Annotated in this window: 21 protein-coding genes; all 21 read left to right on the forward strand. The window is 68.8% G+C overall.

The window, feature by feature from the left end; genetic code table 11:
- Window positions 1-2: 2 nt before the first annotated feature.
- The 21 genes from ACWIHY_RS05245 (at window position 3) to atpD (ending at window position 23,497) form a co-directional block, all read left to right on the forward strand.
- Complete coding sequence (locus ACWIHY_RS05245; protein ID WP_454374237.1) at window positions 3-1,304, forward strand: homoserine dehydrogenase; 1,302 nt, start codon at window positions 3-5, stop codon at window positions 1,302-1,304.
- A 7-nt stretch (window positions 1,305-1,311) separates the two neighbouring features.
- On the forward strand, window positions 1,312-2,382 hold the full coding sequence (thrC, locus tag ACWIHY_RS05250; protein ID WP_454374238.1) for a threonine synthase: 1,071 nt from the start codon (window positions 1,312-1,314) through the stop codon (window positions 2,380-2,382).
- 268 nt (window positions 2,383-2,650) lie between these two features.
- Window positions 2,651-3,571, forward strand: coding sequence for a homoserine kinase (gene thrB / locus ACWIHY_RS05255; protein WP_454374239.1), 921 nt, complete (start codon window positions 2,651-2,653; stop codon window positions 3,569-3,571).
- A gap of 343 nt (window positions 3,572-3,914) precedes the next feature.
- A complete protein-coding gene (gene rho, locus ACWIHY_RS05260) occupies window positions 3,915-5,984 on the forward strand; it encodes a transcription termination factor Rho (protein WP_454374240.1) in 2,070 nt (689 codons plus the stop codon).
- A gap of 245 nt (window positions 5,985-6,229) precedes the next feature.
- Window positions 6,230-7,963: a trypsin-like serine protease gene (locus ACWIHY_RS05265; protein WP_454374422.1), complete on the forward strand. Its 1,734-nt coding sequence runs from the start codon at window positions 6,230-6,232 to the stop codon at window positions 7,961-7,963.
- 204 nt (window positions 7,964-8,167) lie between these two features.
- Window positions 8,168-9,283, forward strand: coding sequence for an LCP family protein (locus ACWIHY_RS05270; protein WP_454374241.1), 1,116 nt, complete (start codon window positions 8,168-8,170; stop codon window positions 9,281-9,283).
- A gap of 136 nt (window positions 9,284-9,419) precedes the next feature.
- The gene (gene rpmE / locus ACWIHY_RS05275) at window positions 9,420-9,638 is read left to right on the forward strand and encodes a 50S ribosomal protein L31 (protein WP_069926921.1); all 219 of its coding nucleotides are present in this window, start codon (window positions 9,420-9,422) and stop codon (window positions 9,636-9,638) included.
- Between the two features lie 114 nt (window positions 9,639-9,752).
- Window positions 9,753-10,832 (forward strand): peptide chain release factor 1, encoded by a 1,080-nt coding sequence (gene prfA / locus ACWIHY_RS05280; RefSeq protein ID WP_454374242.1) that lies wholly within the window; start codon window positions 9,753-9,755, stop codon window positions 10,830-10,832.
- A gap of 35 nt (window positions 10,833-10,867) precedes the next feature.
- Window positions 10,868-11,713 (forward strand): peptide chain release factor N(5)-glutamine methyltransferase, encoded by an 846-nt coding sequence (gene prmC, locus ACWIHY_RS05285; protein ID WP_454374243.1) that lies wholly within the window; start codon window positions 10,868-10,870, stop codon window positions 11,711-11,713.
- 44 nt (window positions 11,714-11,757) lie between these two features.
- Window positions 11,758-12,405 carry an L-threonylcarbamoyladenylate synthase gene (locus tag ACWIHY_RS05290; RefSeq protein WP_138894107.1) on the forward strand — a complete coding sequence of 216 codons (648 nt, stop codon included), beginning with the start codon at window positions 11,758-11,760 and terminating at the stop codon, window positions 12,403-12,405.
- Window positions 12,402-13,049, forward strand: a complete 648-nt coding sequence (locus tag ACWIHY_RS05295; RefSeq protein ID WP_454374244.1) for an arsenate reductase/protein-tyrosine-phosphatase family protein — start codon at window positions 12,402-12,404, stop codon at window positions 13,047-13,049. Before ACWIHY_RS05290 ends, ACWIHY_RS05295 begins: the two co-directional genes overlap by 4 nt.
- A gap of 167 nt (window positions 13,050-13,216) precedes the next feature.
- Window positions 13,217-14,479, forward strand: a complete 1,263-nt coding sequence (locus tag ACWIHY_RS05300; RefSeq protein ID WP_454374245.1) for a serine hydroxymethyltransferase — start codon at window positions 13,217-13,219, stop codon at window positions 14,477-14,479.
- 105 nt (window positions 14,480-14,584) lie between these two features.
- Window positions 14,585-15,931 (forward strand): MraY family glycosyltransferase, encoded by a 1,347-nt coding sequence (locus tag ACWIHY_RS05305; protein WP_454374246.1) that lies wholly within the window; start codon window positions 14,585-14,587, stop codon window positions 15,929-15,931.
- A 264-nt stretch (window positions 15,932-16,195) separates the two neighbouring features.
- The gene (locus ACWIHY_RS05310) at window positions 16,196-16,633 is read left to right on the forward strand and encodes a hypothetical protein (protein ID WP_454374247.1); all 438 of its coding nucleotides are present in this window, start codon (window positions 16,196-16,198) and stop codon (window positions 16,631-16,633) included.
- A 223-nt stretch (window positions 16,634-16,856) separates the two neighbouring features.
- Entirely contained in the window at window positions 16,857-17,672 is an 816-nt protein-coding gene (gene atpB / locus ACWIHY_RS05315; protein ID WP_454374248.1) for a F0F1 ATP synthase subunit A, read from the forward strand.
- 73 nt (window positions 17,673-17,745) lie between these two features.
- A complete protein-coding gene (locus tag ACWIHY_RS05320; protein WP_138894101.1) occupies window positions 17,746-17,991 on the forward strand; it encodes an ATP synthase subunit c family protein in 246 nt (81 codons plus the stop codon).
- 44 nt (window positions 17,992-18,035) lie between these two features.
- The gene (locus tag ACWIHY_RS05325; RefSeq protein WP_454374423.1) at window positions 18,036-18,581 is read left to right on the forward strand and encodes a F0F1 ATP synthase subunit B; all 546 of its coding nucleotides are present in this window, start codon (window positions 18,036-18,038) and stop codon (window positions 18,579-18,581) included.
- Entirely contained in the window at window positions 18,578-19,393 is an 816-nt protein-coding gene (locus ACWIHY_RS05330; protein ID WP_454374249.1) for a F0F1 ATP synthase subunit delta, read from the forward strand. Before ACWIHY_RS05325 ends, ACWIHY_RS05330 begins: the two co-directional genes overlap by 4 nt.
- Window positions 19,394-19,521: 128 nt before the next feature.
- Window positions 19,522-21,117: a F0F1 ATP synthase subunit alpha gene (gene atpA, locus ACWIHY_RS05335; protein WP_454374250.1), complete on the forward strand. Its 1,596-nt coding sequence runs from the start codon at window positions 19,522-19,524 to the stop codon at window positions 21,115-21,117.
- 20 nt (window positions 21,118-21,137) lie between these two features.
- Entirely contained in the window at window positions 21,138-22,055 is a 918-nt protein-coding gene (locus ACWIHY_RS05340; protein WP_454374251.1) for a F0F1 ATP synthase subunit gamma, read from the forward strand.
- Complete coding sequence (atpD, locus tag ACWIHY_RS05345) at window positions 22,055-23,497, forward strand: F0F1 ATP synthase subunit beta (RefSeq protein ID WP_454374252.1); 1,443 nt, start codon at window positions 22,055-22,057, stop codon at window positions 23,495-23,497. The genes ACWIHY_RS05340 and atpD overlap by 1 nt, the downstream gene beginning before the upstream one ends.
- Window positions 23,498-23,528 lie beyond the last annotated feature (31 nt).

Consider the following 23,528-nt stretch of genomic DNA (forward strand, 5'->3'; position numbering starts at 1 on the left):
GGATGATGCGTACGCGTCCGCTGAAGGTGGCGCTGCTGGGCTGTGGTGTGGTCGGCTCAGAGGTGGCGCGCATCATGACGACGCACGCCGACGACCTCGCCGCCCGCATCGGGGCCCCGGTCGAGCTGGCCGGGGTCGCCGTACGGCGACCCTCCAAGGTCCGCGAGGGCATCGACCCCGCTCTGGTCACGACCGACGCCACCGCCCTGGTCAAACGGGGCGACATCGACGTCGTCATCGAGGTCATCGGCGGCATCGAACCGGCCCGCACCCTGATCACCACGGCGTTCGAGCACGGCGCCTCCGTCGTCTCCGCGAACAAGGCGCTCCTCGCCGAGGACGGCGCCGCCCTGCACGCCGCCGCCGAGGAGCACGGGCGGGATCTGTACTACGAGGCCGCTGTGGCGGGTGCGATTCCGCTGGTACGGCCGCTGCGCGAGTCCCTCGCCGGGGACAAGGTCAACCGGGTGCTCGGTATCGTCAACGGCACGACGAACTTCATCCTCGACAAGATGGACACGAGCGGAGCCGGTTACTCCGAGGCGCTCGACGAGGCCACCGCCCTCGGGTACGCCGAGGCCGACCCCACCGCCGACGTCGAGGGCTTCGACGCCGCCGCGAAAGCCGCCATCCTGGCCGGGATCGCCTTCCACACCCGGGTGCGGATCGGCGACGTACACCGTGAGGGTCTGACCGAGGTCACCGCGGCGGACATCGCCTCCGCCAAGCGCATGGGCTGCACGGTCAAGCTGCTCGCCATTTGCGAGCGCGCCGCCGACGGCAAGTCCGTCACCGCGCGCGTGCACCCGGCGATGATCCCGCTGACCCACCCGCTGGCCTCGGTCCGCGAGGCGTACAACGCGGTCTTCATCGAGGCCGAGGCGGCCGGGCAGCTGATGTTCTACGGTCCGGGCGCCGGCGGCGCTCCGACCGCCTCCGCCGTACTCGGCGACCTCGTGGCCGTCTGCCGGAACCTGGTCGCCGAGACCACCGGACCCGGCGAGTCCGCGTACACCCAGCTTCCTGTCAGCTCCATGGGGGAGGTCGTCACGCGGTACCACATCAGCCTCGATGTGGCCGACAAACCGGGTGTTCTCGCCCAGGTCGCGACGGTCTTCGCCGAGCACGGAGTCTCCATCGACACCGTGCGCCAGCAGAGCCGGCAGGACGGAGTCGGCGAGGCATCCCTCGTCGTCGTCACCCACCGCGCGCCCGACGCCGCCCTTTCGGGGACCGTCGAGGCGCTGCGCAAGCTCGACACCGTGCGCGGTGTCGCCAGCATCATGCGTGTTGAAGGGGAGTAAGGACCCAATGACCAGCATCGGCACCCACCAGTGGCGCGGCATCATCGAGGAGTACCGGGACCGTCTTCCGGTGACGCAGACGACGCCCGTCGTCACGCTCGGCGAGGGTGGCACGCCGCTCGTACTGGCGCAGGTCCTCTCCGAGCGCACGGGCTGCGAGGTGTACCTCAAGGTCGAGGGCGCCAACCCGACCGGGTCCTTCAAGGACCGCGGCATGACCATGGCGATCACCCGTGCCAAGGAGGAGGGCGCGAAGGCCGTCATCTGCGCCTCCACCGGCAACACGTCGGCCTCGGCCGCCGCCTACGCGGTACGTGCCGGGATGGTCTGCGCCGTCCTCGTGCCGCAGGGCAAGATCGCGCTCGGCAAGATGGGCCAGGCGCTCGTGCACGGCGCCAAGATCCTCCAGGTCGACGGAAACTTCGACGACTGCCTGACGCTCGCCCGCAGCCTCTCCGACAACTACCCGGTGGCGCTGGTCAATTCGGTCAACCCGGTCCGCATCGAGGGCCAGAAGACCGCCGCGTTCGAGATCGTCGACCGCCTCGGTGATGCCCCGGACATTCACGTGCTTCCCGTGGGCAACGCCGGCAACATCACGGCGTACTGGCGCGGCTACCGCGAGTACGCGGCCGACGAGATCTCCTCGCGCACCCCCCGCATGTGGGGCTTTCAGGCCTCCGGGTCGGCGCCGATCGTGCGCGGCGAGGTCGTCAAGGACCCGCACACCGTCGCCACCGCGATTCGCATTGGCAACCCTGCTTCCTGGCAGTACGCCCTGGCCGCGCGGGACGAGTCGGGCGGCTTCATCGACGAGGTGACGGACCGCCAAATTCTGTCCGCCTACCGCCTGTTGGCGGCCCAGGAAGGCGTCTTCGTGGAGCCCGCGTCGGCGGCCAGCGTCGCCGGCCTGCTCAAGGCGGCCGACGAGGGCAAGGTCGACCCGGGCCAGAAGATCGTGTGCACGGTGACCGGAAACGGCCTCAAGGACCCGGACTGGGCGGTGGCCGGAGCGCCGCAGCCGGTCACGGTGCCGGTGGACGCCGCCACGGCCGCGGAGCGCCTCGGCCTCGCGTAGGGGCGCCCGGCGGGGGCCGGCAGGCGGCGTAAAGCCCCGTAAGGCCCCGTAAGACCAGACATAGGCGCACAGGATGGCCCGCGACACGCATCGTGCGCCTCCTGTGCGCCCTATGTCGTCACAGAACCTTCCTTCGATAGGCTGTACTGAACCCGCCCCGCCGCATATGCCGCGGTGCTGTTGCCGTCATGGCCTTCGGGTGTTCGTACGTCCTGCAAAATGTCGCAGTCCCCAAATTTCGCAGTCCCACAAGGAGAGTCGTCGAGCGATGGCCGGTCCCGCGTTCCGCGCCGCCGCCGTAAGGGTGCGCGTCCCCGCCACCAGCGCAAATCTTGGTCCCGGCTTCGATGCCCTGGGCCTGTCGCTGGGGCTGTACGACGACGTCGTCGTCCGGGTCGCCGACTCCGGGCTGCATGTCGACATCGCAGGTGAGGGCGCCGAGACGCTGCCTCGCGACGAGAGTCACCTGCTCGTACGGTCGCTGCGCACGGCCTTCGACCTGCTCGGCGGACAGCCGCGCGGCCTCGAGGTCGTCTGCGCCAACCGCATCCCGCACGGCCGCGGCCTCGGCTCCTCCTCCGCCGCCATCTGCGCCGGCATCGTCGCCGCGCGCGCCGTGACCATAGGCGGCGACGCCCGGCTCGACGAGGCCGCGCTGCTCGAGCTGGCGACCGAGATCGAGGGCCACCCCGACAACGTCGCCGCCTGCCTGCTCGGCGGCTTCACACTCGCCTGGACCGACGGGGGGGCGGCCAGGGCGATCAGGATGGATCCAGCGAATTCCATCGTTCCGGTGGTCTTCGTGCCCGGAAAGCCGGTGCTCACCGAGACCGCCCGCGGACTGCTGCCGCGCACCGTCCCCCATGTGGACGCCGCTGCCAACGCGGGCCGCGCCGCCCTGCTCGTGGAGGCGCTGACCAGGCGTCCCGAGCTGCTGCTCGCGGCGACCGAGGACCGTCTCCACCAGGACTACCGCGCCCCGGCGATGCCGGAGAGCCTGGCCCTGGTCAACCGACTGCGCGCGGACGGCGTCCCCGCGGTCATCTCCGGCGCGGGCCCCACGGTCCTCGCGCTGGTCGAGGACAGTGCGGCCGACAAGGTCGCACAGCTGGCGGGCGAGGGGTGGGCGGCCAACCGGCTGGCTCTCGACGCCGCGGGAGCGAGTGTCCTGCCCCTCGGGGCGCAGTGACACACGATTGCCGGTGAACGAGAGGGGGAATATTTGTTGGATCCGGTAGTGTTAATCTCAAGTCTGCACCCGGCGTCCTCGTGGCGCGGTGCATCGTGTCCCCGTTCGGGACCACCATTCTTCCGGGAGCCTCCCCAACTGCCTGAGCAGCCTGCCTGAGCAGTTTCGAGCACGCTCCGGAACCGGCACATGCAAGAGCCGGACCCCCAGCACGTTGCACATTTTCTTTCCGCCGTATCCCGGCGGACCACCGCCCCGGCACGGTTTACCAAGACCGCAGTCGGACAGCACAACCGGTCGCCGAGCCAGACAGGCCGACGTCCGCTCCAGGGAAGGACCCTTCGTGAGCGACACCACCGATCTGATGGGCGTGACTGCCGACAAGAATGTCGACAACACCGCGTCCGCCGCAGGTGCTGCCACTGGTAGTGCCGCACGGCGCCGCCGCTCCGGCACCGGCCTCGACGGCATGGTCCTGGCCGAGCTGCAGCAGGTCGCGTCCGGCCTCGGCATCAGGGGCACCGCGCGTATGCGCAAGAGCCAGCTGATCGAGGTCATCAAGGAAGCGCAGGCCGGCGGCTCCGCCCCGGCGAAGAGCGCCGACACGGCCGGCACCGCCGCCGAGACCAAGCCGAAGCGCCGCGCCACCTCCAAGGCCCGTACGGGTGACGACACCGCCGCGGCCCCGGCCGCCGCGCCCGCCGCGGAGAAGGCCGTTGCCCAGCAGCAGATCGAGATTCCCGGCCAGCCGGCCAGTGACGACCAGCCGGCCGGCGAGCGCCGCCGGCGCCGCGCCACGGCCCAGGCGGGCAGCCCCGACACTGCTGTCGCCACCGAGGTGAAGGCCGAGCCCAAGGCCGACACCAAGACCGAGACGCGGACCGAGGCGCAGCCCGAGGCCAAGGCCGAGGCCGCCGTCGACACCGCCGAGGGCCGTCGGGGCGACCGGCAGGAGCGCGGTCAGCGCGGCGACCGCCGCGAGCGCGGCCAGCGTGACCGCGGCGAGCGCGGTGACCGCGGCGACCGTGGTGACGGCGCGCGTGGCGACCGCCAGGACCGCGGTGACCGTCGTGACCGCGGCAAGGGCGACGACCAGGGCCAGCGTCAGCGCCAGGGTGGCCAGGGCCAGGGCCAGGGCGGCCAGAACGCCGGCCCCCAGGACGACGACGACTTCGAGGGTGGCCGTCGTGGCCGCCGCGGCCGCTACCGCGACCGCCGTGGCCGCCGTGGCCGTGAAGAGTTCGGCAGCGACGCGCCGCCGGTCTCCGACGACGACGTCCTGATCCCCGTCGCGGGCATCCTGGACATCCTCGACAACTACGCGTTCATTCGTACGTCGGGCTACCTGCCCGGCCCGAACGACGTGTACGTGTCGCTGGCCCAGGTCCGCAAGAACGGCCTGCGCAAGGGTGACCACGTCACCGGCGCCGTCCGCCAGCCCAAGGACGGTGAGCGCCGCGAGAAGTTCAACGCGCTCGTCCGCCTCGACTCCGCGAACGGCATGGCGGCCGAATCCGGCCGTGGCCGCCCGGAGTTCAACAAGCTGACGCCGCTGTACCCGCAGGACCGACTGCGTCTCGAGACCGACCCGGGCGTGCTGACGACCCGGATCATCGACCTCGTCGCGCCGATCGGCAAGGGCCAGCGCGGCCTGATCGTGGCTCCGCCGAAGACCGGTAAGACCATGATCATGCAGGCGATCGCGAACGCGATCACCGTCAACAACCCCGAGTGCCACCTGATGGTCGTCCTGGTCGACGAGCGTCCGGAAGAGGTCACCGACATGCAGCGGTCGGTGAAGGGCGAGGTCATCTCCTCGACCTTCGACCGCCCGGCCGAGGACCACACCACCGTCGCCGAGCTGGCCATCGAGCGCGCCAAGCGTCTCGTCGAGCTGGGTCACGACGTGGTCGTCCTGCTGGACTCGATCACCCGTCTGGGCCGTGCGTACAACCTCGCGGCCCCCGCCTCCGGACGCATCCTGTCCGGTGGTGTCGACTCGACCGCGCTGTACCCGCCGAAGCGCTTCTTCGGTGCGGCGCGCAACATCGAGGACGGCGGGTCGCTGACCATCCTGGCCACCGCGCTGGTCGAGACCGGCTCGCGCATGGACGAGGTGATCTTCGAGGAGTTCAAGGGCACCGGCAACATGGAGCTCAAGCTCGACCGGAAGCTCGCCGACAAGCGCATCTTCCCGGCTGTCGACGTCGACCCGTCCGGCACCCGCAAGGAGGAGATCCTCCTCAACGCGGAAGAGCTCGCCATCGTCTGGAAGCTGCGCCGGGTGCTGCACGCGCTCGACTCGCAGCAGGCGATCGAGCTTCTGCTGGACAAGATGAAGCAGACGAAGTCGAACGCCGAGTTCCTGATGCAGATCGCGAAGACGACTCCTTCGGGCAACGGCAGCGACTGACCGCCGCAGCACCAAATAGCACCAACAGCACCGACTGAGCCGCCCCGTCACGAAAGTGGCGGGGCGGTTTTGTCGCGTCCGGTGGCTCTAAACCCGGTCAGTGCAAAGGTGTTGCCAAGTTGTGTTCACTGGTTGGTCACAAGTGACTGCGGATGTACGGGAGTCGGTCGTACGATCGTTCGGCCGCAGGTGGGGGGATCCATTTGGGGCGCCTTCATGTACATCTGAATCAGGAGTCCCGAGTGATCTCTGGCAAGCAGGGCGGCAAACACCGTCGACGTATACGCATAGCCGTGCCGGCGGCAGCCGCCACGATCGCGGCAGCGGTCGCCGGTGTGATGCTGATGGCCCCGGCCAACGCCGCGTCGCCGCTTCCCACGCCCACGAGCAAGCCGGCCGTCACCTCGCCCTCCCAGGCGGAGCTGGAAGCGCGCCTCGCGGCCGCGGTCAAGCAGGCCGAGCAGCCGCCCAAGGCGGACAGGCTGTCCTCGGGCGGCTCGATCGAACCGATGGTCATCGGTGGTACGGAAACGGCCATCACCTCGGCCCCGTGGGTGGCCCAGCTCTTCTACAACGACGGCAGCAACTCCTTCTTCTGCGGCGGCGCCGTCATCGCGCCGACGAAGATCCTCACCGCGGCGCACTGCGTCAAGGGTGTCGACTGGAAGAGCAAGGGCGTCGTCGTCACCGGCACCGAGAAGCTGGCGTCCGGCGGCACCAAGTCGGCCGTGTCGCGCCAGTGGAACCACCCGAAGTACAGCGACTACACGCTCGACAACGACATCGCGGTCCTGACCCTGACCTCCCCGGTCAAGGCCAAGCCGATCAACATCACGAAGTCGGACGACACCACGTCGTACCGGGCCGGCACGGTCGCCACGGTCTACGGCTGGGGCCGCACCACGTCCACGAACGACGAGATCTCGCAGACGCTGCGCAAGGCGGACCTGCCCCTCAACTCCGACGCCACGTGCGCGGACTGGGAGCTCGGCGACCTGTTCATCAAGGGCCACATGGTCTGCGCGGGCAAGCCCGCCAGTGGCCAGGACAGGGGCACGGCGACCGCCTGCAACGGCGACTCGGGCGGCCCCCTGGTCGTCGGCGGAAAGATCGTCGGCGTCGTCTCGTGGGGCATCGAGGACTGCGTGAAGAAGGGCGCGTACAGCGTCTACTCCAAGGTCAGCTCGTACGCCGGATCCGTCGTCCCGCGCGTCGACGACGGCAACCTGACCCGTGACCACCGGTCCGACGTCCTCGCCCGCCGCAGCTCCGGCGGCACGCTGTACTCGTACGCCTCCAAGGGCACCTCGTTCGCCGAGCGCGTCAACCAGGGCGACTACAGCGGCACCAACGTCGTCCTCCAGACCGACCTCAACCGGGACGGCTTCGAGGACCGCGTCATCCGGACCACGTCCGGTGACGTCTGGTGGTCGCACTACGTGCCGTCCACCCAGCAGTGGGCCGACACGAAGATCTCGTCCGGCTGGAGCTCCAGGAGGCAGATCGTCGTCCCCGGTGACGTCACCGGCGACGCCCTGCCGGACCTGCTGTCCGTCGACTCCGCGGGCGTCCTGTGGATCTACCCGGGCAAGGGCGACGGCACCTTCTCGCCCCGCGTCAAGGTCAGCACCGGCTGGACCCAGTTCAACTCGGTGCGCGGCAACGGTGACTTCACCGGCGACGGCAAGACCGACCTGATCGCCCGCAAGAGCAGCACGTCGGAGATGTTCCTCTACAAGGGGACGGGCAAGGCCGGCACCGGCGCCTTCGCCGCCAAGCTGAAGGTCCGTACGTGGAGCGGCTACAACGCCTTCGACGCGGCCGGTGACGTCACCGGTGACGGCAAGGCCGACTACATGGCCCGTACGCCCGGCGGCACGATGTACCTCTACCCGGGCACCGGCAAGGCCTCGTCGGAGATCTTCGCCACACGCATCAAGATCGGCACAGGCTGGCAGCAGTACAACATCTTCGGCTGAAATCCCTCGTGAGGAGGGACTTTGGTCCCTCTCTCCAGGATCGTTCACCCGCGCCCTGTGGTCCCTGCCCCCAGCAGGGGCCACAGGGCGTTGTGCAACCCTTCACGGTGATCCGTCGTCTGACGCAAGTGTCGTAAGTGCCGACATACCGTGCCTGATCACCACGGCAGGGGGTACCGGGAACCAACGAGCGCTGGGGAGAGCATGGCCGAGCAGCAGAGCAGGAGCAGCCGAATACGGGGCACCGGCAGACGCCGGAAGGCACCGGAGCCCAGCAGCCGCCCCAGGGCCCTGACCGTCACCGCGTGGGCCGCGGCGGGCGTGGTGCTGCTGGGCGGCACCGGACTCGGTTACGTGTACTTCAAACTCAACGGCAATCTCAAGGGCGTTGACATCAACACCCAGCTGGGCACCGACCGCCCCGACGACGTCGACAACGGCTCGCTGGACATCCTCGTGCTCGGCTCCGACTCCCGCTCGGGCGACAACGCGAAGTACGGCGAGGACGAGGGCGGCGCCCGCTCCGACACCGCGATGGTCATGCACGTGTACGAGGGCCGCAAGAAGGCCAGCGTTGTCTCGATACCGCGCGACACCCTGATCGACCGCCCCAAGTGCGCCTCGGACAGCGGCGGCGGGACCGTCCCCGGCGCCGGGCACCAGATGTTCAACACGGCGTACGAGGTGGGCGGTCCGGCCTGCGCGGTCAAGACCGTCGAGAAGATGTCCGGCATCCGCATGGACCACTACGTCGAGGTCGACTTCACCGGGTTCAAGAAGCTCATCGACGATCTGGGCGGGGTGGAGATCACCACCACACAGGCCATCGACGACGGCAAGAGCCACCTCCACCTGAAGCCCGGCACGCACACCCTCGACGGCGAGAAGTCGCTCGGTCTCGTACGGACCCGCAAGAGCGTCGGCGACGGCAGCGATCTCGGCCGCATCCAGCTCCAGCAGGCCTTCATGAAGGCACTGATCAACCAGGTCAAGGACGTCGGCGTGTTCACCAGCCCCAAGAAGCTGTTCGGCCTGGCCGACAGCGCCACCAGGGCCGTCACCACCGACTCCGACCTCGCCTCGGTCAACGAACTGGTGAGCTTCGCGGGCGGCCTCAAGGGCATCGGCCCGGGCGACATGAAGATGGTGACCCTGCCCGTGCGGTACGACCCGGCCGACCCCAACCGCGTCCTCCCGCTCCAGCGCCGGTCCCGGCAGGTCTGGGCCGCGCTGCGCCAGGACAAGCCCGTGCCGGTCTCCGCGACCAAGGGCTCGGCGGGCGACCAGGGCGACGCGGGCAAGGTCGTACGGAGCCGGTAGCGGCCGGGGAATAGTTCCGGCCCGTCCCCGGTTTTGGGAGATGCGGCCAGTGCTGGCAGACTGGTACGTCGGCCCCGGTTCACGTATGCGCAATCCGCGCGTGCGACCCGGCGCCCTCCCGAAACTAGGAGACACCTTGAAGCGCGAAATCCACCCCGAGTACGTCGAGACCCAGGTCAGCTGCACCTGTGGCGCGACGTTCACCACCCGTAGCACGATCTCCAGCGGCACCGTCCGCGCCGAGGTCTGCTCCGAGTGCCACCCGTTCTACACGGGCAAGCAGAAGATCCTCGACACCGGTGGCCGCGTGGCCCGCTTCGAGGCCCGCTTCGGCAAGGCTGCCGCCGCGAAGTAGCGAGCCATTGCGCCGGTCCTCGGCCGCTCCGTACAGGGGTGGGGAGGACCGGCGCTTTGTCGTGACGCACAGTCCGCACTTCCCACTCGTTTTTCGCTACCCAGGAGCCCGAAGATGTTCGAGGCGGTCGAGGATCTGATCGGCGAGCATGCCGATCTCGAGAAGAAGCTGGCCGATCCCTCGGTCCACGCCGACCAGGCGAACGCGCGCAAGCTGAACAAGCGCTACGCCGAACTGACCCCGATCATCGGGACGTACAAGGCCTGGAAGCAGACCAACGAGGACATCGGGACGGCGCGCGAATTCGCGCACGACGACCCGGACTTCGCCGCCGAGCTCAAGCTGCTGGAGAAGCAGCAGACCGAGCTCACCGAGAAGCTGCGGCTGCTCCTCGTCCCGCGCGACCCCAGCGACGACAAGGACGTCATCCTCGAGGTCAAGGCGGGCGCGGGCGGCGACGAGTCGGCCCTGTTCGCCGGCGACCTGCTGCGCATGTACCTGCGGTACGCCGAGCGCGTCGGCTGGAAGACCGAGATCATCGACGCCACCGAGTCCGAGCTGGGCGGCTACAAGGACGTCCAGGTCGCGGTGAAGACCAAGGGCGGCAACGGCGCGACCGAGCCCGGCCAGGGCGTCTGGGCGCGGATGAAATACGAGGGCGGTGTGCACCGCGTGCAGCGCGTTCCCTCCACCGAGTCCCAGGGCCGTATCCACACCTCCGCCGCCGGCGTCCTCGTCACGCCCGAGGCCGAGGAGGTCGACGTCGAGATCCACGCGAACGACCTGCGCATCGACGTCTACCGCTCGTCGGGCCCCGGCGGCCAGTCCGTCAACACCACCGACTCCGCGGTCCGCATCACGCACCTGCCGACCGGCGTCGTCGCCTCCTGCCAGAACGAGAAGAGCCAGCTCCAGAACAAGGAGCAGGCCATGCGCATCCTGCGCTCGCGGCTGCTCGCCGCGGCCCAGGAGGCCGCCGAGCAGGAAGCCTCCGACGTACGCCGCAGCCAGGTCCGCACGGTTGACCGCTCGGAGAAGATCCGTACGTACAACTTCCCGGAAAACCGGATCTCGGACCACCGCGTGGGCTTCAAGGCGTACAACTTGGACCAGGTACTCGACGGCGACCTGGACGCAGTGATCCAGGCGTGCGTCGACGCCGACTCCGCCGCCAAGCTCGCGGCAGCCCAGTAAAGCCAGCAAAGCCCCCTGCAAGTCGGAGGACCGGGATGAATCTGCTGCTCGCCGAGGTGGCCCAGGCCACCCAGCGGCTGGCCGACGCCGGCGTGCCCTCACCGCGGTTCGACGCGGAGGAGCTCGCCGCGTTCGTGCACGGCGTCAAGCGGGGAGAGCTGCACAACGTCAAGGACGCCGACTTCGACGCCCGCTACTGGGAGACGATCGCGCGCCGCGAGGCGCGCGAACCGCTGCAGCACATCACCGGACGCGCTTTCTTCCGCTTCCTGGAGCTTCAGGTGGGCCCCGGCGTATTCGTCCCGCGCCCCGAGACCGAATCGGTCGTCGGCTGGGCGATAGACGCCGTACGCGCCATGGACGTCGTCGAGCCGCTCATCGTCGACCTGTGCACCGGCTCCGGCGCCATCGCGCTCGCCATGGCGCAGGAGGTGCCGCGCTCGCGCGTGCACGGCGTCGAGCTGTCCGACGACGCCATCAGGTGGACCCGTAAGAACGCCGAGGGGTCGCGCGTCACGATCCACCAGGGCGACGCCAGGGACGCGCTCCCGGAGCTCGACGGCCAGGTCGACCTGGTCGTCTCCAACCCGCCGTACATCCCGCTCACCGAGTGGGAGTACGTCGCCCCCGAGGCCCGCGACCACGACCCGGAGATGGCCCTCTTCTCCGGCGAGGACGGCCTCGACCTGATCCGCCACATCGAGCGCACCGCCCACCGGCTCCTGCGTCCCGGCGGCGTCGTCGTCATCGAGCACGCCGACACCCAGGGCGGCCAGGTGCCGTGGATCTTCACCGAGGAGCGGGGCTGGGCCGACGCGGCCGACCACCCCGACCTGAACAACCGGCCCCGCTTCGCGACCGCCCGCAAGGCCATGCCGTGACCGCCGGCCGCAGAAACCAGTTCCCGCACGAGGAGGCCCGTTAAATGGCACGGCGATACGACTGCAACGACGCGACCGACCGCAAGACCGGTCTTCGCGAAGCCGCGGCCGCCGTCCGTCGTGGCGAGCTGGTCGTCCTGCCGACCGACACCGTCTACGGCATCGGGGCCGACGCCTTCAGCGCCGAGGCCGTCGGCGACCTCCTGGAGGCCAAGGGCCGGGGCCGCAACATGCCCACGCCCGTCCTCATCGGTTCCCCGAACACCCTGCACGGCCTGGTCACCGACTTTTCCGAGCAGGCCTGGGAGCTGGTCGACGCGTTCTGGCCCGGCGCCCTGACCCTCGTCGCGCGCCACCAGCCGTCCCTCCAGTGGGACCTGGGCGAGACGCGCGGCACGGTCGCCGTCCGCATGCCGCTGCACCCCGTCGCGATCGAGCTGCTCACCGAGTTCGGCCCGATGGCCGTCTCCAGCGCCAACCTCACGGGACACCCGGCGCCCGAGGACTGCGACGCCGCCCAGGAGATGCTCGGCGACTCCGTCTCCGTGTACCTCGACGGAGGTCCGACGCCCGGCATCGTCCCGTCGTCGATCGTCGACGTCACCGGGAAGGTCCCCGTCCTGCTGCGGGCCGGCGCCCTCGACGCCGAGGAGCTGCGCAAGGTCGTACCCGACCTCGAGGTGGCCAGTTGACCGCCCTTGACGGGCGTGGCACAGCCGAAGGTATATCCGGGAACACCTTCCGAATCCTCCACGTCAGCACCGGCAACGTCTGCCGCTCGCCGATCACCGAGCGGCTGACCCGCCATGCCCTCAGCGACCGCCTGGGCGACCCGCTCACCCGGGGCCTCGTCGTGGAGAGCGCGGGCACCTGGGGGCACGAGGGCGCGCCCATGGAGGCCAACGCCGCCGCCGTGCTCGCCGACTTCGGCGCGGACGCGGCGGGCTTCACCGGGCGCGAACTGCTCGACGAGCACGTCATCCGCGCGGACCTCGTGCTGACCGCGACGCGCGACCACCGCGCGCAGGTCATCTCCATGGGGCACTCGGCCGGCCTGCGCACCTTCACGCTGAAGGAGTTCACGCGGCTCGTACGGGCGATCGACCCGGCCACCCTGCCCGATCCCCTCCAGGACGGCGTCGTGGAGCGCGCACGCGCCCTTGTACGGGCCGCCGCGGCCCTCAGGGGCTGGCTGCTCGCCCCGAGCGTCGAGGCCGACGAGGTGTACGACCCGTACGGCGCGCCCATCACCTTCTTCCGCTCGATCGGCGACGAGATCAACACGGCGCTGGACCCGGTCGTCACGGCGCTCACGGGGACATCGGCCCGCACCTGAGGGACTTTTCCCTCCTCCACGGTCCGGCCGGACCGTCCCGACGCGACCGCTCTGTGTCCCCCCGGGCGGCCCGGCGCGGAAAGAACGCGCGTCGTACGGCGGGCAGTGCGACCGGGGGCGGCCTACATTGGAGGGGCCGCACCCCTTCGCCAGGCCCGGAGCCAGCCATGCCGGTCACCGTCGCACCCGTTCAGCAGGAGCACGCCGTACTCGGGGCGGGCTTCGCAGCACTGAGCCGCCAGGATCCAGAGATCGCCGACGTCATCCTCGGCGAGATGGGCCGCGAGGCCGCCGGCCTCCAGCTGATCGCGGCCGAGAACTTCTGCTCGCCCGCCGTCCTCGCGGCCCTCGGCTCCCCGCTCGCCAACAAGTACGCCGAGGGATACCCCGGAGCCCGCCACCACGGCGGCTGCGAGCTCGTCGACGTGGCCGAGCGCATCGCCATCGACCGCGCCGCCGCCCTGTTCGGCGCCGAGCACGCCAACGTCCAGCCGCACTCCGGCTCCGCCGCCGTCCTGGCGGCGTACGCCGCGCTGCTGCGCCCCGGGGACAAGGTCCTGGCCATGGGACTCCCGTACGGGGGACATCTCACCCACGGCTCCCCGGCCAATTTCTCGGGCCGCTGGTTCGACTTCATCGGCTACGGCGTCGACCACGAGTCCGGTCTGATCGACTACGACCAGGTGCGTCTCCTCGCCCGTACACACCGCCCCAGAGCCATCGTCGTCGGCTCCATCGCCTACCCGAGGCACCCGGACTACGCGGCCTTCCGCGAGATCGCCGACGAGGCCGGCGCCTACCTCATCGCGGACGCCGCGCACCCCATCGGCCTGGTCGCCGGGGGAGCGGCTCCCAGTCCCGTCCCGTACGCCGACGTCGTCTGCGCCACCACCCACAAGGTGCTGCGCGGTCCGCGCGGCGGAATGCTGCTGTGCGGCGCCGAGCTCGCCGAGCGCATCGACCGGGCCGTCTTCCCCTTCACCCAGGGCGGCGCCCAGATGCACTCGGTGGCCGCCAAGGCGGTCGCCTTCGGCGAGGCGGCGACGCCCGCCTTCTCGACGTACACCCACCAGGTCGTCAGCAACGCGCGCGCACTCGCCGACACACTGGCGGCGGAGGGCTTCGCCGTCACGACGGGCGGCACCGACACCCACCTGATCACCGCGGACCCCGCCCCGCTGGGTGTGGAGGGCCGCACGGCCCGCGGGCTGCTCGCCGCGGCCGGCCTGGTGCTCGACTGCTGCGCCCTCCCGTACGGTGACGAGCGCGGCATCCGCCTGGGGACCGCGGCCGTGACCACCCAGGGCATGCGCGAGCCGGAGATGGCGCGCATTTCGGAACTTTTCTCGCTGACTCTGCGGGGGGAGGGCAGGAAAGCCGCAACGGAAGTACACGATCTGGCCGGCAGTTTTCCGCCGTATCCCGCCTGACAGCGAGTCGTGCAACCATCAACCGGTACCCGAATGTCCTGGAGCATGTGGTCGCAAAGCTAGGGTGTGGGGCTGAGATGGCCGGCGATACCTGTGGGGCAGCCCGTGCGTGAATACCTGCTGACGCTCTGCGTCACGGCGGCGGTGACTTATCTGCTGACCGGACCGGTGCGGAAGTTCGCCATCGCGACCGGAGCGATGCCAGAAATCCGAGCCCGCGACGTGCACCGGGAGCCGACACCGCGGCTCGGTGGCATCGCGATGTTCGGTGGTCTGTGCGCCGGCCTGCTGGTCGCGGACCACCTGCAGAACCTCAACAGCGTCTTCGAGCTGTCGAACGAGCCGCGCGCGCTGCTGTCGGGCGCCGCGGTGATCTGGCTCATCGGCGTGCTGGACGACAAGTTCGAGATCGACGCCCTGATCAAGCTGGGCGGTCAGTTCATCGCCGCCGGCGTCATGGTCATGCAGGGTCTGACGATCCTGTGGCTCCCCGTCCCCGGCGTCGGGCAGGTCTCCGTGACCGCCTGGCAGGGCAACCTGCTGACCGTGGCGCTCGTTGTGATCACCATCAACGCGGTGAACTTCGTCGACGGCCTCGACGGCCTGGCCGCGGGCATGGTCTGCATCGCGTCGGCGGCGTTCTTCATGTACGCCTACCGGATCTGGTACGGGTACGGCATCGAGGAGGCCGCACCTGCCACGCTCTTCGCCGCGATCCTGATGGGCATGTGCCTGGGGTTCCTGCCGCACAACATGCATCCGGCCAGAATCTTCATGGGCGACTCCGGCTCCATGCTGATCGGCCTGGTGCTGGCGGCGGGCGCCGTCTCGGTCACCGGTCAGGTGGACCCGGACGCGATGAAGCTCTTCCCGGGCAGCAGCACGCGTGAGGTCACCCACGCGATGCTGCCGGTCTTCATCCCGCTGCTGCTGCCGCTGACGATCATCGCGATCCCGGTCGCGGACCTGCTGCTGGCGATCGTGCGGCGTACCTGGCAGGGCAAGTCGCCGTTCGCGGCGGACCGCGGGCACCTGCACCACCGGCTCCTGGAGATCGGCCACTCGCACAGCAGGGCCGTGCTGATCATGTACTTCTGGTCGGCCCTGATCGCCTTCGGCGCCGTCGCGTACTCCGTGCACTCGGCGAGCATGTGGATCGTGCTCGGCATCGTCGTACTCAGCGCGGTGGGCCTGGTGCTCCTGCTCCTGCCGCGCTTCACGCCGCGTGCTCCGCGCTGGGCCGAGTCCTTCATCCCGCCGCGCTACCGCCGGAGCAGCAGGGCCTTCTCCGAAGGCGGCGGGACGGACGAGGCCGGTGAGACGGCCGGGACCGCCGGGGCGGCAGATGAGCCGCAGGAGCGCACCCCCGTGCCGGCGGGCGTCAACGGGGCGACAGCCATCGGGCCCCGATCGCGGTTCCCCGAGCGGCGTAAGGCCGGAACGCCGCGCTGACGATTTGCCGCGCGAGATCCCAATACCAGACATAGTGTCGCCGTGTCGCGCACAGACGGGCGCCGTCACTCTCATGTGTGACAGTTGGCACACCTCTTGGTAAAGACCTCATCAAATAGTTTGTGATACCGTTCACGAGACCCGGCGACAGAGCCGAAGGGCCGCAGTGCGACGGCCCTTTGGACGTGAGGTGACACCTCGGTCCCGACATACGCTCGTCCATGACGACCCCTACTGCCCCCACCAGCAAGCGGAGTTACCGCCATGCCGTCCAATGACGCCCGGACCCTTCTTCCTGTCGCCCTGCCCACCGCTGCCGCCGGCGCCGTCGCCGTCGCGGTCAGCGCTGTGGTCGCGGGCGGCAAGGGAGCGGTCGGGGCAGTCGTCGGAACGCTGGTCGTAATCCTCTTCATGGGCATTGGACTTCTCGTCCTGGAACGCACTGCCAAATCTTTGCCGCACCTGTTCCAGGCCATGGGGCTGATGCTCTATACGGCACAGTTGCTGCTGCTCTTCATCTTTGTTGCCGTGTTCAAGAACACGACACTGTTTAATCCGAGGGCCTTCGCCATCACGCTGATCGTCGCGACTGTTGTTTGGGTCGCGGCCCAGATCCGTGCACACATGAAGGCCAAGATCCTGTACGTCGATCCGGACGCGTCCAAGGGCAAGAAGCCCGGAAACTCGGGGCCGTCGACGTGAGGGGTAGGGCCGGGATAAGCGCGCGTTCGAGATCCTGCTATCGTCCGGTGCCAACTGCGGCACTGCGGGCGCGGGCATCCGAGCTGACGCCTGCTCAATCGCGAGGCTCTGTGCCTGAGCCGCCCCCACATCCGTAACACCAGTCCAGTGCCGACCAGCGGCTGCTTGCCGCGCCGACACAACGAGGTTGCCGTACCTATGCGCCACGCTGAAGGAGCCCGCGGTGAGTGCTGACCCGACGACGGTGCTCGCCTTCGAGACCGATTGCCACATCTTCGATGGGTGCGGCTTCCCGGCTCCTGGCCTGCACTCCTTTCTGTTCGAGCCGATCTTCACCGCCGGCGGCATCGAGTTCAACAAGCCGATGCTGCTGGCGGCGCTGAGCACAATCCTCGTCGTCGGCTTCTTCTGGGCGGCCTTCAACAAGCCGAAGCTGGTTCCCGGAAAGCTCCAGATGGTGGCCGAGGCGGGTTATGACTTCGTCCGCCGCGGCGTCGTCTACGAGACCCTCGGTAAGCGCGAGGGCGAAAAGTACGTCCCGCTCATGGTCGCGATGTTCTTCTTCATCTGGATCATGAATATCTGGGCCATTGTTCCGGTGGCCCAGTTCCCGGTGCCGTCGATCATCGGGTTCCCGGTGGCGCTGGCTCTGATCGTGTACGTCCTCTGGGTCAGCGTGACCTTCAAGCGTCACGGCTTCGTCGGCGGCTGGAAGAACATCGCCGGTTACGACAAGTCGCTCGGCCCGGTCCTGCCGGTCGTCATGCTGATCGAGCTCTTCTCGAACCTGCTGATCCGGCCGTTCACGCACGCGGTGCGACTGTTCGCGAACATGTTCGCCGGTCACGTACTGCTGCTGATCTTCACCATCGCGAGCTGGTACCTGCTCAACGGCATCGGCATCGCCTACGCCGGTATCTCCTTCGTGATGGTCATCCTGCTGACCGCCTTCGAGCTGTTCATCCAGGCGCTGCAGGCCTACGTCTTCATCCTCCTGGCCTGCAACTACATCCAGGGCGCTCTCGCCGAGCACCACTGACCAGCCGGCCCCACCCCCGATAGTCGTCCGGTGGCCAACCCCCACCGGTTCTGAAAGAGAAGGAAGAAACGGCATGTCCGCTCTCCAGACCCTCGCCGCCGTCAACATCACGGGCAACCTCGGTGCGATCGGCTACGGCCTCGCCGCCATCGGCCCCGGCGTCGGCGTCGGCATCATCTTCGGAAACGGCACCCAGGCGCTGGCCCGCCAGCCCGAGGCGGCCGGTCTGATCCGTGCGAACCAGATCCTCGGCTTCGTTCTCTGTGAGGCGCTTGCCCTCATCGGTCTCGTCATGCCGTTCGTCTACCCGGTCGACTAATCGCGGCATTCCAACTGCCCGATTCGACGAAAGGCAATGAAGTGATCGCTCTGCTAGAGCTGGCGCAAGAGGGGGAGACCCAGAACCCCCTCCTCCCGGCGGTCCCCGAGATCGTCATCGGCCTGATCGCTTTCTTCATCGTCTTCGGTTTCCTTGCCAAGAAGCTTCTCCCGAACATCAACAAGGTTCTGGATGAGCGCCGTGAGGCGATCGAGGGCGGTATCGAGAAGGCCGATGCAGCTCAGACCGAGGCCCAGAGCGTGCTTGAGCAGTACAAGGCTCAGCTCGCCGAGGCCCGCCACGAGGCCGCCCGCCTGCGCCAGGAGGCGCTGGAACAGGGCACTGTGCTGAAGGAAGAACTTCGCGCAGAGGGTCAGCGCCAGCGCGAGGAAATCATCGCCGCAGGCCACGCCCAGATCGAGGCCGACCGCAAGCAGGCCGCACTGTCGCTGCGCCAGGACGTCGGCAAGCTCGCCACCGACCTGGCCGGCAAGCTCGTCGGCGAGTCCCTCGAGGACCACGCCCGGCAGAGCCGCACCATCGACCGTTTCCTCAGCGAGCTCGAGGAGAAGGCCGAGGCCGCCCGATGAACGGAGCGAGCCGCGAGGCACTGGCTGCCGCACGTGAGCGTCTCGACGCGCTGACCGACAACTCGTCGGTCGACGCGGCGAAGCTCGCGGGCGAGCTGGCCGCCGTCACCGCGCTGCTCGACCGCGAGGTGTCGCTGCGTCGGGTCCTGACCGACCCGGCGCAGGCCGGCGAGGCGAAGGCCCTGCTGGCCGCGCGACTGCTGAGCGGTCAGGTGGGTGGCGAAGCCGCCGACCTGGTCTCCGGCATGGTCCGCAGCCGCTGGTCGCGGTCGCGCGACCTGGTCGACGCGATCGAGGAGCTGGCGGACACCGCCGACCTCACCGCGGCGCAGCAGGCCGGCGTCCTGGACGACGTGGAGGACGAGGTGTTCCGGTTCGGCCGGATCGTCGCGTCCGACACCGGGCTGCGCTCCGCGCTGACCGACAGGTCGGCGTCGGTGGCCGCCAAGACCGAGCTGCTGCGCAGCCTGCTCGGCGGCAAGGCCCAGCAGGTCACCGAGCGTCTGGTGGTGCGTCTCGTGGCACAGCCGCGTGGACGTAGCCTGGAGGCGGGACTCGAGTCCCTGTCCAAGCTCGCCGCGGCGCGCCGCGACCGCATGGTCGCCGTCGTCACCACGGCGGTGCCGTTGTCCGACCAGCAGAAGCAGCGCCTCGGCGCCGCACTGGCGAAGCTGTACGGGCGCCAGATGCACCTGAACCTCGAAGTGGACCCCGAAGTCCTCGGCGGGATTCAGGTACAGATCGGCGACGAGGTCATCAACGGGACCATCGCGGACCGCCTCGAAGAGGCGACCCGCCGCATGGCCGGCTGACCAGCCAGCAACTGAACACGTATCGCTAGCGGCCCGGTTGGGCCGTGCAGAGATTGCAGAAGATTCCTGGGGGACGGCCCCCAGACCCCCAAGAACTTCGGGCCCAACAAGGAGAGCAGGGAACCCAGATGGCGGAGCTCACGATCCGGCCGGAGGAGATCCGGGACGCGCTGGAGAACTTTGTCCAGTCGTACCAGCCGGACGCGGCCTCGCGCGAGGAGGTCGGAACGGTAAGCGTTGCCGGCGACGGCATCGCGAAGGTCGAGGGTCTTCCCTCGGCCATGGCGAACGAGCTGCTGAAGTTCGAGGACGGCACCCTCGGTCTCGCCCTCAACCTTGAGGAGCGGGAGATCGGTGCGATCGTCCTCGGCGAGTTCAGCGGTATCGAGGAGGGCCAGCCGGTGCAGCGCACCGGTGAGGTGCTCTCCGTCGGCGTCGGCGAGGGCTACCTCGGCCGCGTCGTCGACCCGCTCGGCAACCCGATCGACGGTCTCGGCGAGATCGCGACCGAAAGCCGTCGCGCCCTCGAGCTGCAGGCCCCCGGCGTCATGGTCCGCAAGTCGGTCCACGAGCCGATGCAGACCGGCTACAAGGCCGTCGACGCGATGGTGCCGATCGGCCGTGGCCAGCGTCAGCTGATCATTGGTGACCGTCAGACCGGCAAGACCGCTCTGGCCGTCGACACGATCATCAACCAGCGCGACAACTGGCGCTCGGGCGACGTGAACAAGCAGGTGCGCTGCATCTACGTCGCCATCGGCCAGAAGGGCTCCACCATCGCGTCCGTTCGCGGTGCGCTGGAGGAGGCGGGCGCGCTCGAGTACACGACGATCGTCGCCGCCCCGGCTTCCGACCCGGCCGGCTTCAAGTACCTCGCCCCGTACACCGGTTCGGCCATCGGCCAGCACTGGATGTACGCCGGCAAGCACGTCCTGATCATCTTCGACGACCTGTCGAAGCAGGCCGACGCCTACCGCTCCGTGTCGCTGCTGCTGCGCCGTCCGCCGGGCCGTGAGGCCTACCCGGGCGACGTCTTCTACCTGCACTCGCGTCTGCTCGAGCGCTGCGCGAAGCTCTCGGACGACATGGGCGCCGGTTCGATGACCGGTCTGCCGATCGTCGAGACCCGCGCGAACGACGTCTCGGCGTTCATCCCGACCAACGTCATCTCCATCACCGACGGCCAGTGCTTCCTGGAGTCCGACCTGTTCAACGCGGGCCAGCGCCCGGCGCTGAACGTCGGTATCTCGGTCTCCCGTGTCGGTGGCTCCGCCCAGCACAAGGCCATGAAGCAGGTTTCCGGCCGACTGCGCGTGGACCTCGCCCAGTACCGCGAGCTGGAGGCGTTCGCCGCCTTCGGTTCCGACCTGGACGCGGCCTCGAAGGCGTCGCTGGAGCGCGGTAAGCGCATGGTCGAGCTGCTGAAGCAGCCGCAGTACGCGCCGTTCCCGGTCGAGGAGCAGGTTGTCTCCGTCTGGGCCGGCACCACCGGCAAGATGGACGACGTACCGGTCGAGGACATCCGCCGTTTCGAGGCCGAGCTGCTGGACTACCTGCGCCGCGAGCGCAAGGACCTCCTCACCTCGATCCGCGAGGGCGGCAAGATGTCGGACGACACGCTGCAGTCCGTCGCCGACGCCATCAAGGCCTTCAAGCAGCAGTTCGAGACCTCGGACGGCCAGCTCCTGGGCGAGGACGCGCCGGCCGTCAACGTCTCCAAGTGACGACGGAAGGGACCTGACTCATGGGAGCGCAGCTCCGGGTCTACAAGCGTCGCATCCAAGCCGTCACCGCGACCAAGAAGATCACCAAGGCGATGGAGATGATCGCCGCCTCGCGCATCGTCAAGGCGCAGCGCAGGGTGGCGGCATCGATGCCGTACGCGACCGAGCTCACCCGTGCGGTGACCGCGGTGGCGACCGGCTCCACCACCAAGCACCCCCTGACCACCGAGGTCGAGGCGCCGACCCGCGCCGCGGTTCTGCTCATCACGAGCGACCGCGGTCTGGCCGGCGGCTACTCCTCCAACGCCATCAAGGCGGCGGAGCGGCTCCGTGAGCGGCTCAGCGGTGAGGGCAAGGAGGTCGACACGTACATCGTCGGCCGCAAGGGTGTGGCCTACTACGGGTTCCGCGAGCGCAAGGTCGCGGAAGCGTGGACAGGCTTCACCGACAGCCCGACGTACGCGGACGCCAAGAAGGTTGCCGCACCGCTGATCGAGGCCATCCAGACGGAGACGGCCGAGGGCGGTGTGGACGAGCTGCACATCGTCTTCACGGAATTCGTGTCGATGATGACGCAGAACCCGGTCGAGAACCGGATGCTGCCGCTCTCGCTCGACAAGGCTGCAGAAGAAGACGGCAAGAAGGGCGAGATCCTTCCGCTGTTCGACTTCGAGCCGTCGGCGGAGGACGTCCTCGACGCCCTGCTGCCGCGCTACGTCGAGAGCCGTATCTACAACGCACTGCTGCAGGCCGCCGCTTCCGAGCACGCCGCCCGTCGTCGTGCGATGAAGTCGGCGACCGACAACGCCGGAGATCTCATCAAGAGCCTCTCCCGGCTTGCCAACGCGGCCCGCCAGGCCGAAATCACCCAGGAAATCAGCGAGATCGTCGGTGGCGCCAGCGCTCTGGCCGACGCGACCGCGGGGAGTGACAAGTAATGACGACCACTGTTGAGACGGCCGCCGCCACGGGCCGCGTCGCCCGGGTCATCGGCCCGGTCGTCGACGTGGAGTTCCCCGTCGACGCGATGCCGGAGATCTACAACGCACTGCACGTCGAGGTCGACGACCCGGCCGAGGAGGGTGCGCGCAAGCTGCTGACCCTCGAGGTCGCCCAGCACCTCGGTGAGGGCGTCGTCCGCGCGATCTCGATGCAGCCCACCGACGGTCTGGTCCGCCAGGCCCCGGTGACCGACACGGGTGCGGGCATTACCGTCCCCGTCGGTGACATCACCAAGGGCAAGGTGTTCAACACCCTTGGCCAGATCCTGAACGACCCGGAGGCCGAGGCTCAGATCACTGAGCGCTGGCCGATCCACCGCAAGGCTCCGGCCTTCGACCAGCTCGAGTCCAAGACCGAGATGTTCGAGACCGGCCTGAAGGTCGTCGACCTTCTCACCCCGTACGTCAAGGGTGGAAAGATCGGTCTGTTCGGTGGTGCGGGCGTCGGCAAGACGGTCCTCATCCAGGAAATGATCATGCGTGTGGCGAAGCTGCACGAGGGTGTGTCGGTGTTCGCCGGTGTCGGTGAGCGCACCCGTGAGGGCAACGACCTCATCGACGAGATGACCGACTCGGGTGTTCTGGACAAGACCGCGCTGGTCTTCGGCCAGATGGACGAGCCGCCGGGCACGCGTCTGCGCGTCGCCCTGTCCGCCCTGACCATGGCGGAGTACTTCCGCGATGTGCAGAAGCAGGACGTGCTGCTCTTCATCGACAACATCTTCCGCTTCACCCAGGCCGGTTCCGAGGTCTCCACGCTGCTCGGCCGCATGCCGTCCGCAGTGGGTTACCAGCCGACCCTGGCTGACGAGATGGGTGTGCTCCAGGAGCGCATCACCTCGACGCGTGGTCACTCGATCACCTCGATGCAGGCGATCTACGTCCCCGCGGACGACCTGACCGACCCGGCGCCGGCGACCACCTTCGCCCACCTGGACGCGACGACCGTTCTGTCGCGTCCGATCTCGGAGAAGGGCATCTACCCGGCGGTCGACCCGCTGGACTCGACGTCCCGCATCCTGGACCCGCGCTACATCACGCAGGACCACTACGACGCGGCCAGCCGCGTCAAGGGAATCCTGCAGAAGTACAAGGACCTCCAGGACATCATCGCGATCCTCGGTATCGACGAGCTGGGCGAGGAGGACAAGCTTGTTGTCCACCGTGCCCGTCGCGTCGAGCGCTTCCTGTCGCAGAACACCCACGCCGCCAAGCAGTTCACCGGCCTGGACGGTTCGGACGTTCCGCTCGACGAGTCGATCGCCGCGTTCAACGCGATCTGCGACGGTGACTACGACCACTTCCCCGAGCAGGCGTTCTTCATGTGCGGTGGCATTGACGACCTCAAGGCCAAGGCCAAGGAGCTCGGCGTCTCCTGAACGCAGTGAGCCGTGTGGGCCGAAGTGACTC

This window comes from Streptomyces sp. NPDC055287 (assembly GCF_053646035.1).

What these genes read in the sequence shown, in the direction of transcription:
- thrC (WP_454374238.1), top strand. Translation starts at nt 1,312, where the DNA reads ATGACCAGCATCGGCACCCACCAGTGGCGCGGCATCATCGAGGAGTAC.
- atpD (WP_454374252.1), top strand. Translation starts at nt 22,055, where the DNA reads ATGACGACCACTGTTGAGACGGCCGCCGCCACGGGCCGCGTCGCCCGG.
- ACWIHY_RS05340 (WP_454374251.1), top strand. Translation starts at nt 21,138, where the DNA reads ATGGGAGCGCAGCTCCGGGTCTACAAGCGTCGCATCCAAGCCGTCACC.
- prmC (WP_454374243.1), top strand. Translation starts at nt 10,868, where the DNA reads ATGAATCTGCTGCTCGCCGAGGTGGCCCAGGCCACCCAGCGGCTGGCC.
- atpA (WP_454374250.1), top strand. Translation starts at nt 19,522, where the DNA reads ATGGCGGAGCTCACGATCCGGCCGGAGGAGATCCGGGACGCGCTGGAG.
- prfA (WP_454374242.1), top strand. Translation starts at nt 9,753, where the DNA reads ATGTTCGAGGCGGTCGAGGATCTGATCGGCGAGCATGCCGATCTCGAG.
- ACWIHY_RS05245 (WP_454374237.1), top strand. Translation starts at nt 3, where the DNA reads ATGATGCGTACGCGTCCGCTGAAGGTGGCGCTGCTGGGCTGTGGTGTG.
- ACWIHY_RS05300 (WP_454374245.1), top strand. Translation starts at nt 13,217, where the DNA reads ATGCCGGTCACCGTCGCACCCGTTCAGCAGGAGCACGCCGTACTCGGG.
- ACWIHY_RS05330 (WP_454374249.1), top strand. Translation starts at nt 18,578, where the DNA reads ATGAACGGAGCGAGCCGCGAGGCACTGGCTGCCGCACGTGAGCGTCTC.
- ACWIHY_RS05310 (WP_454374247.1), top strand. Translation starts at nt 16,196, where the DNA reads ATGCCGTCCAATGACGCCCGGACCCTTCTTCCTGTCGCCCTGCCCACC.
- ACWIHY_RS05320 (WP_138894101.1), top strand. Translation starts at nt 17,746, where the DNA reads ATGTCCGCTCTCCAGACCCTCGCCGCCGTCAACATCACGGGCAACCTC.
- ACWIHY_RS05290 (WP_138894107.1), top strand. Translation starts at nt 11,758, where the DNA reads ATGGCACGGCGATACGACTGCAACGACGCGACCGACCGCAAGACCGGT.
- ACWIHY_RS05270 (WP_454374241.1), top strand. Translation starts at nt 8,168, where the DNA reads ATGGCCGAGCAGCAGAGCAGGAGCAGCCGAATACGGGGCACCGGCAGA.
- thrB (WP_454374239.1), top strand. Translation starts at nt 2,651, where the DNA reads ATGGCCGGTCCCGCGTTCCGCGCCGCCGCCGTAAGGGTGCGCGTCCCC.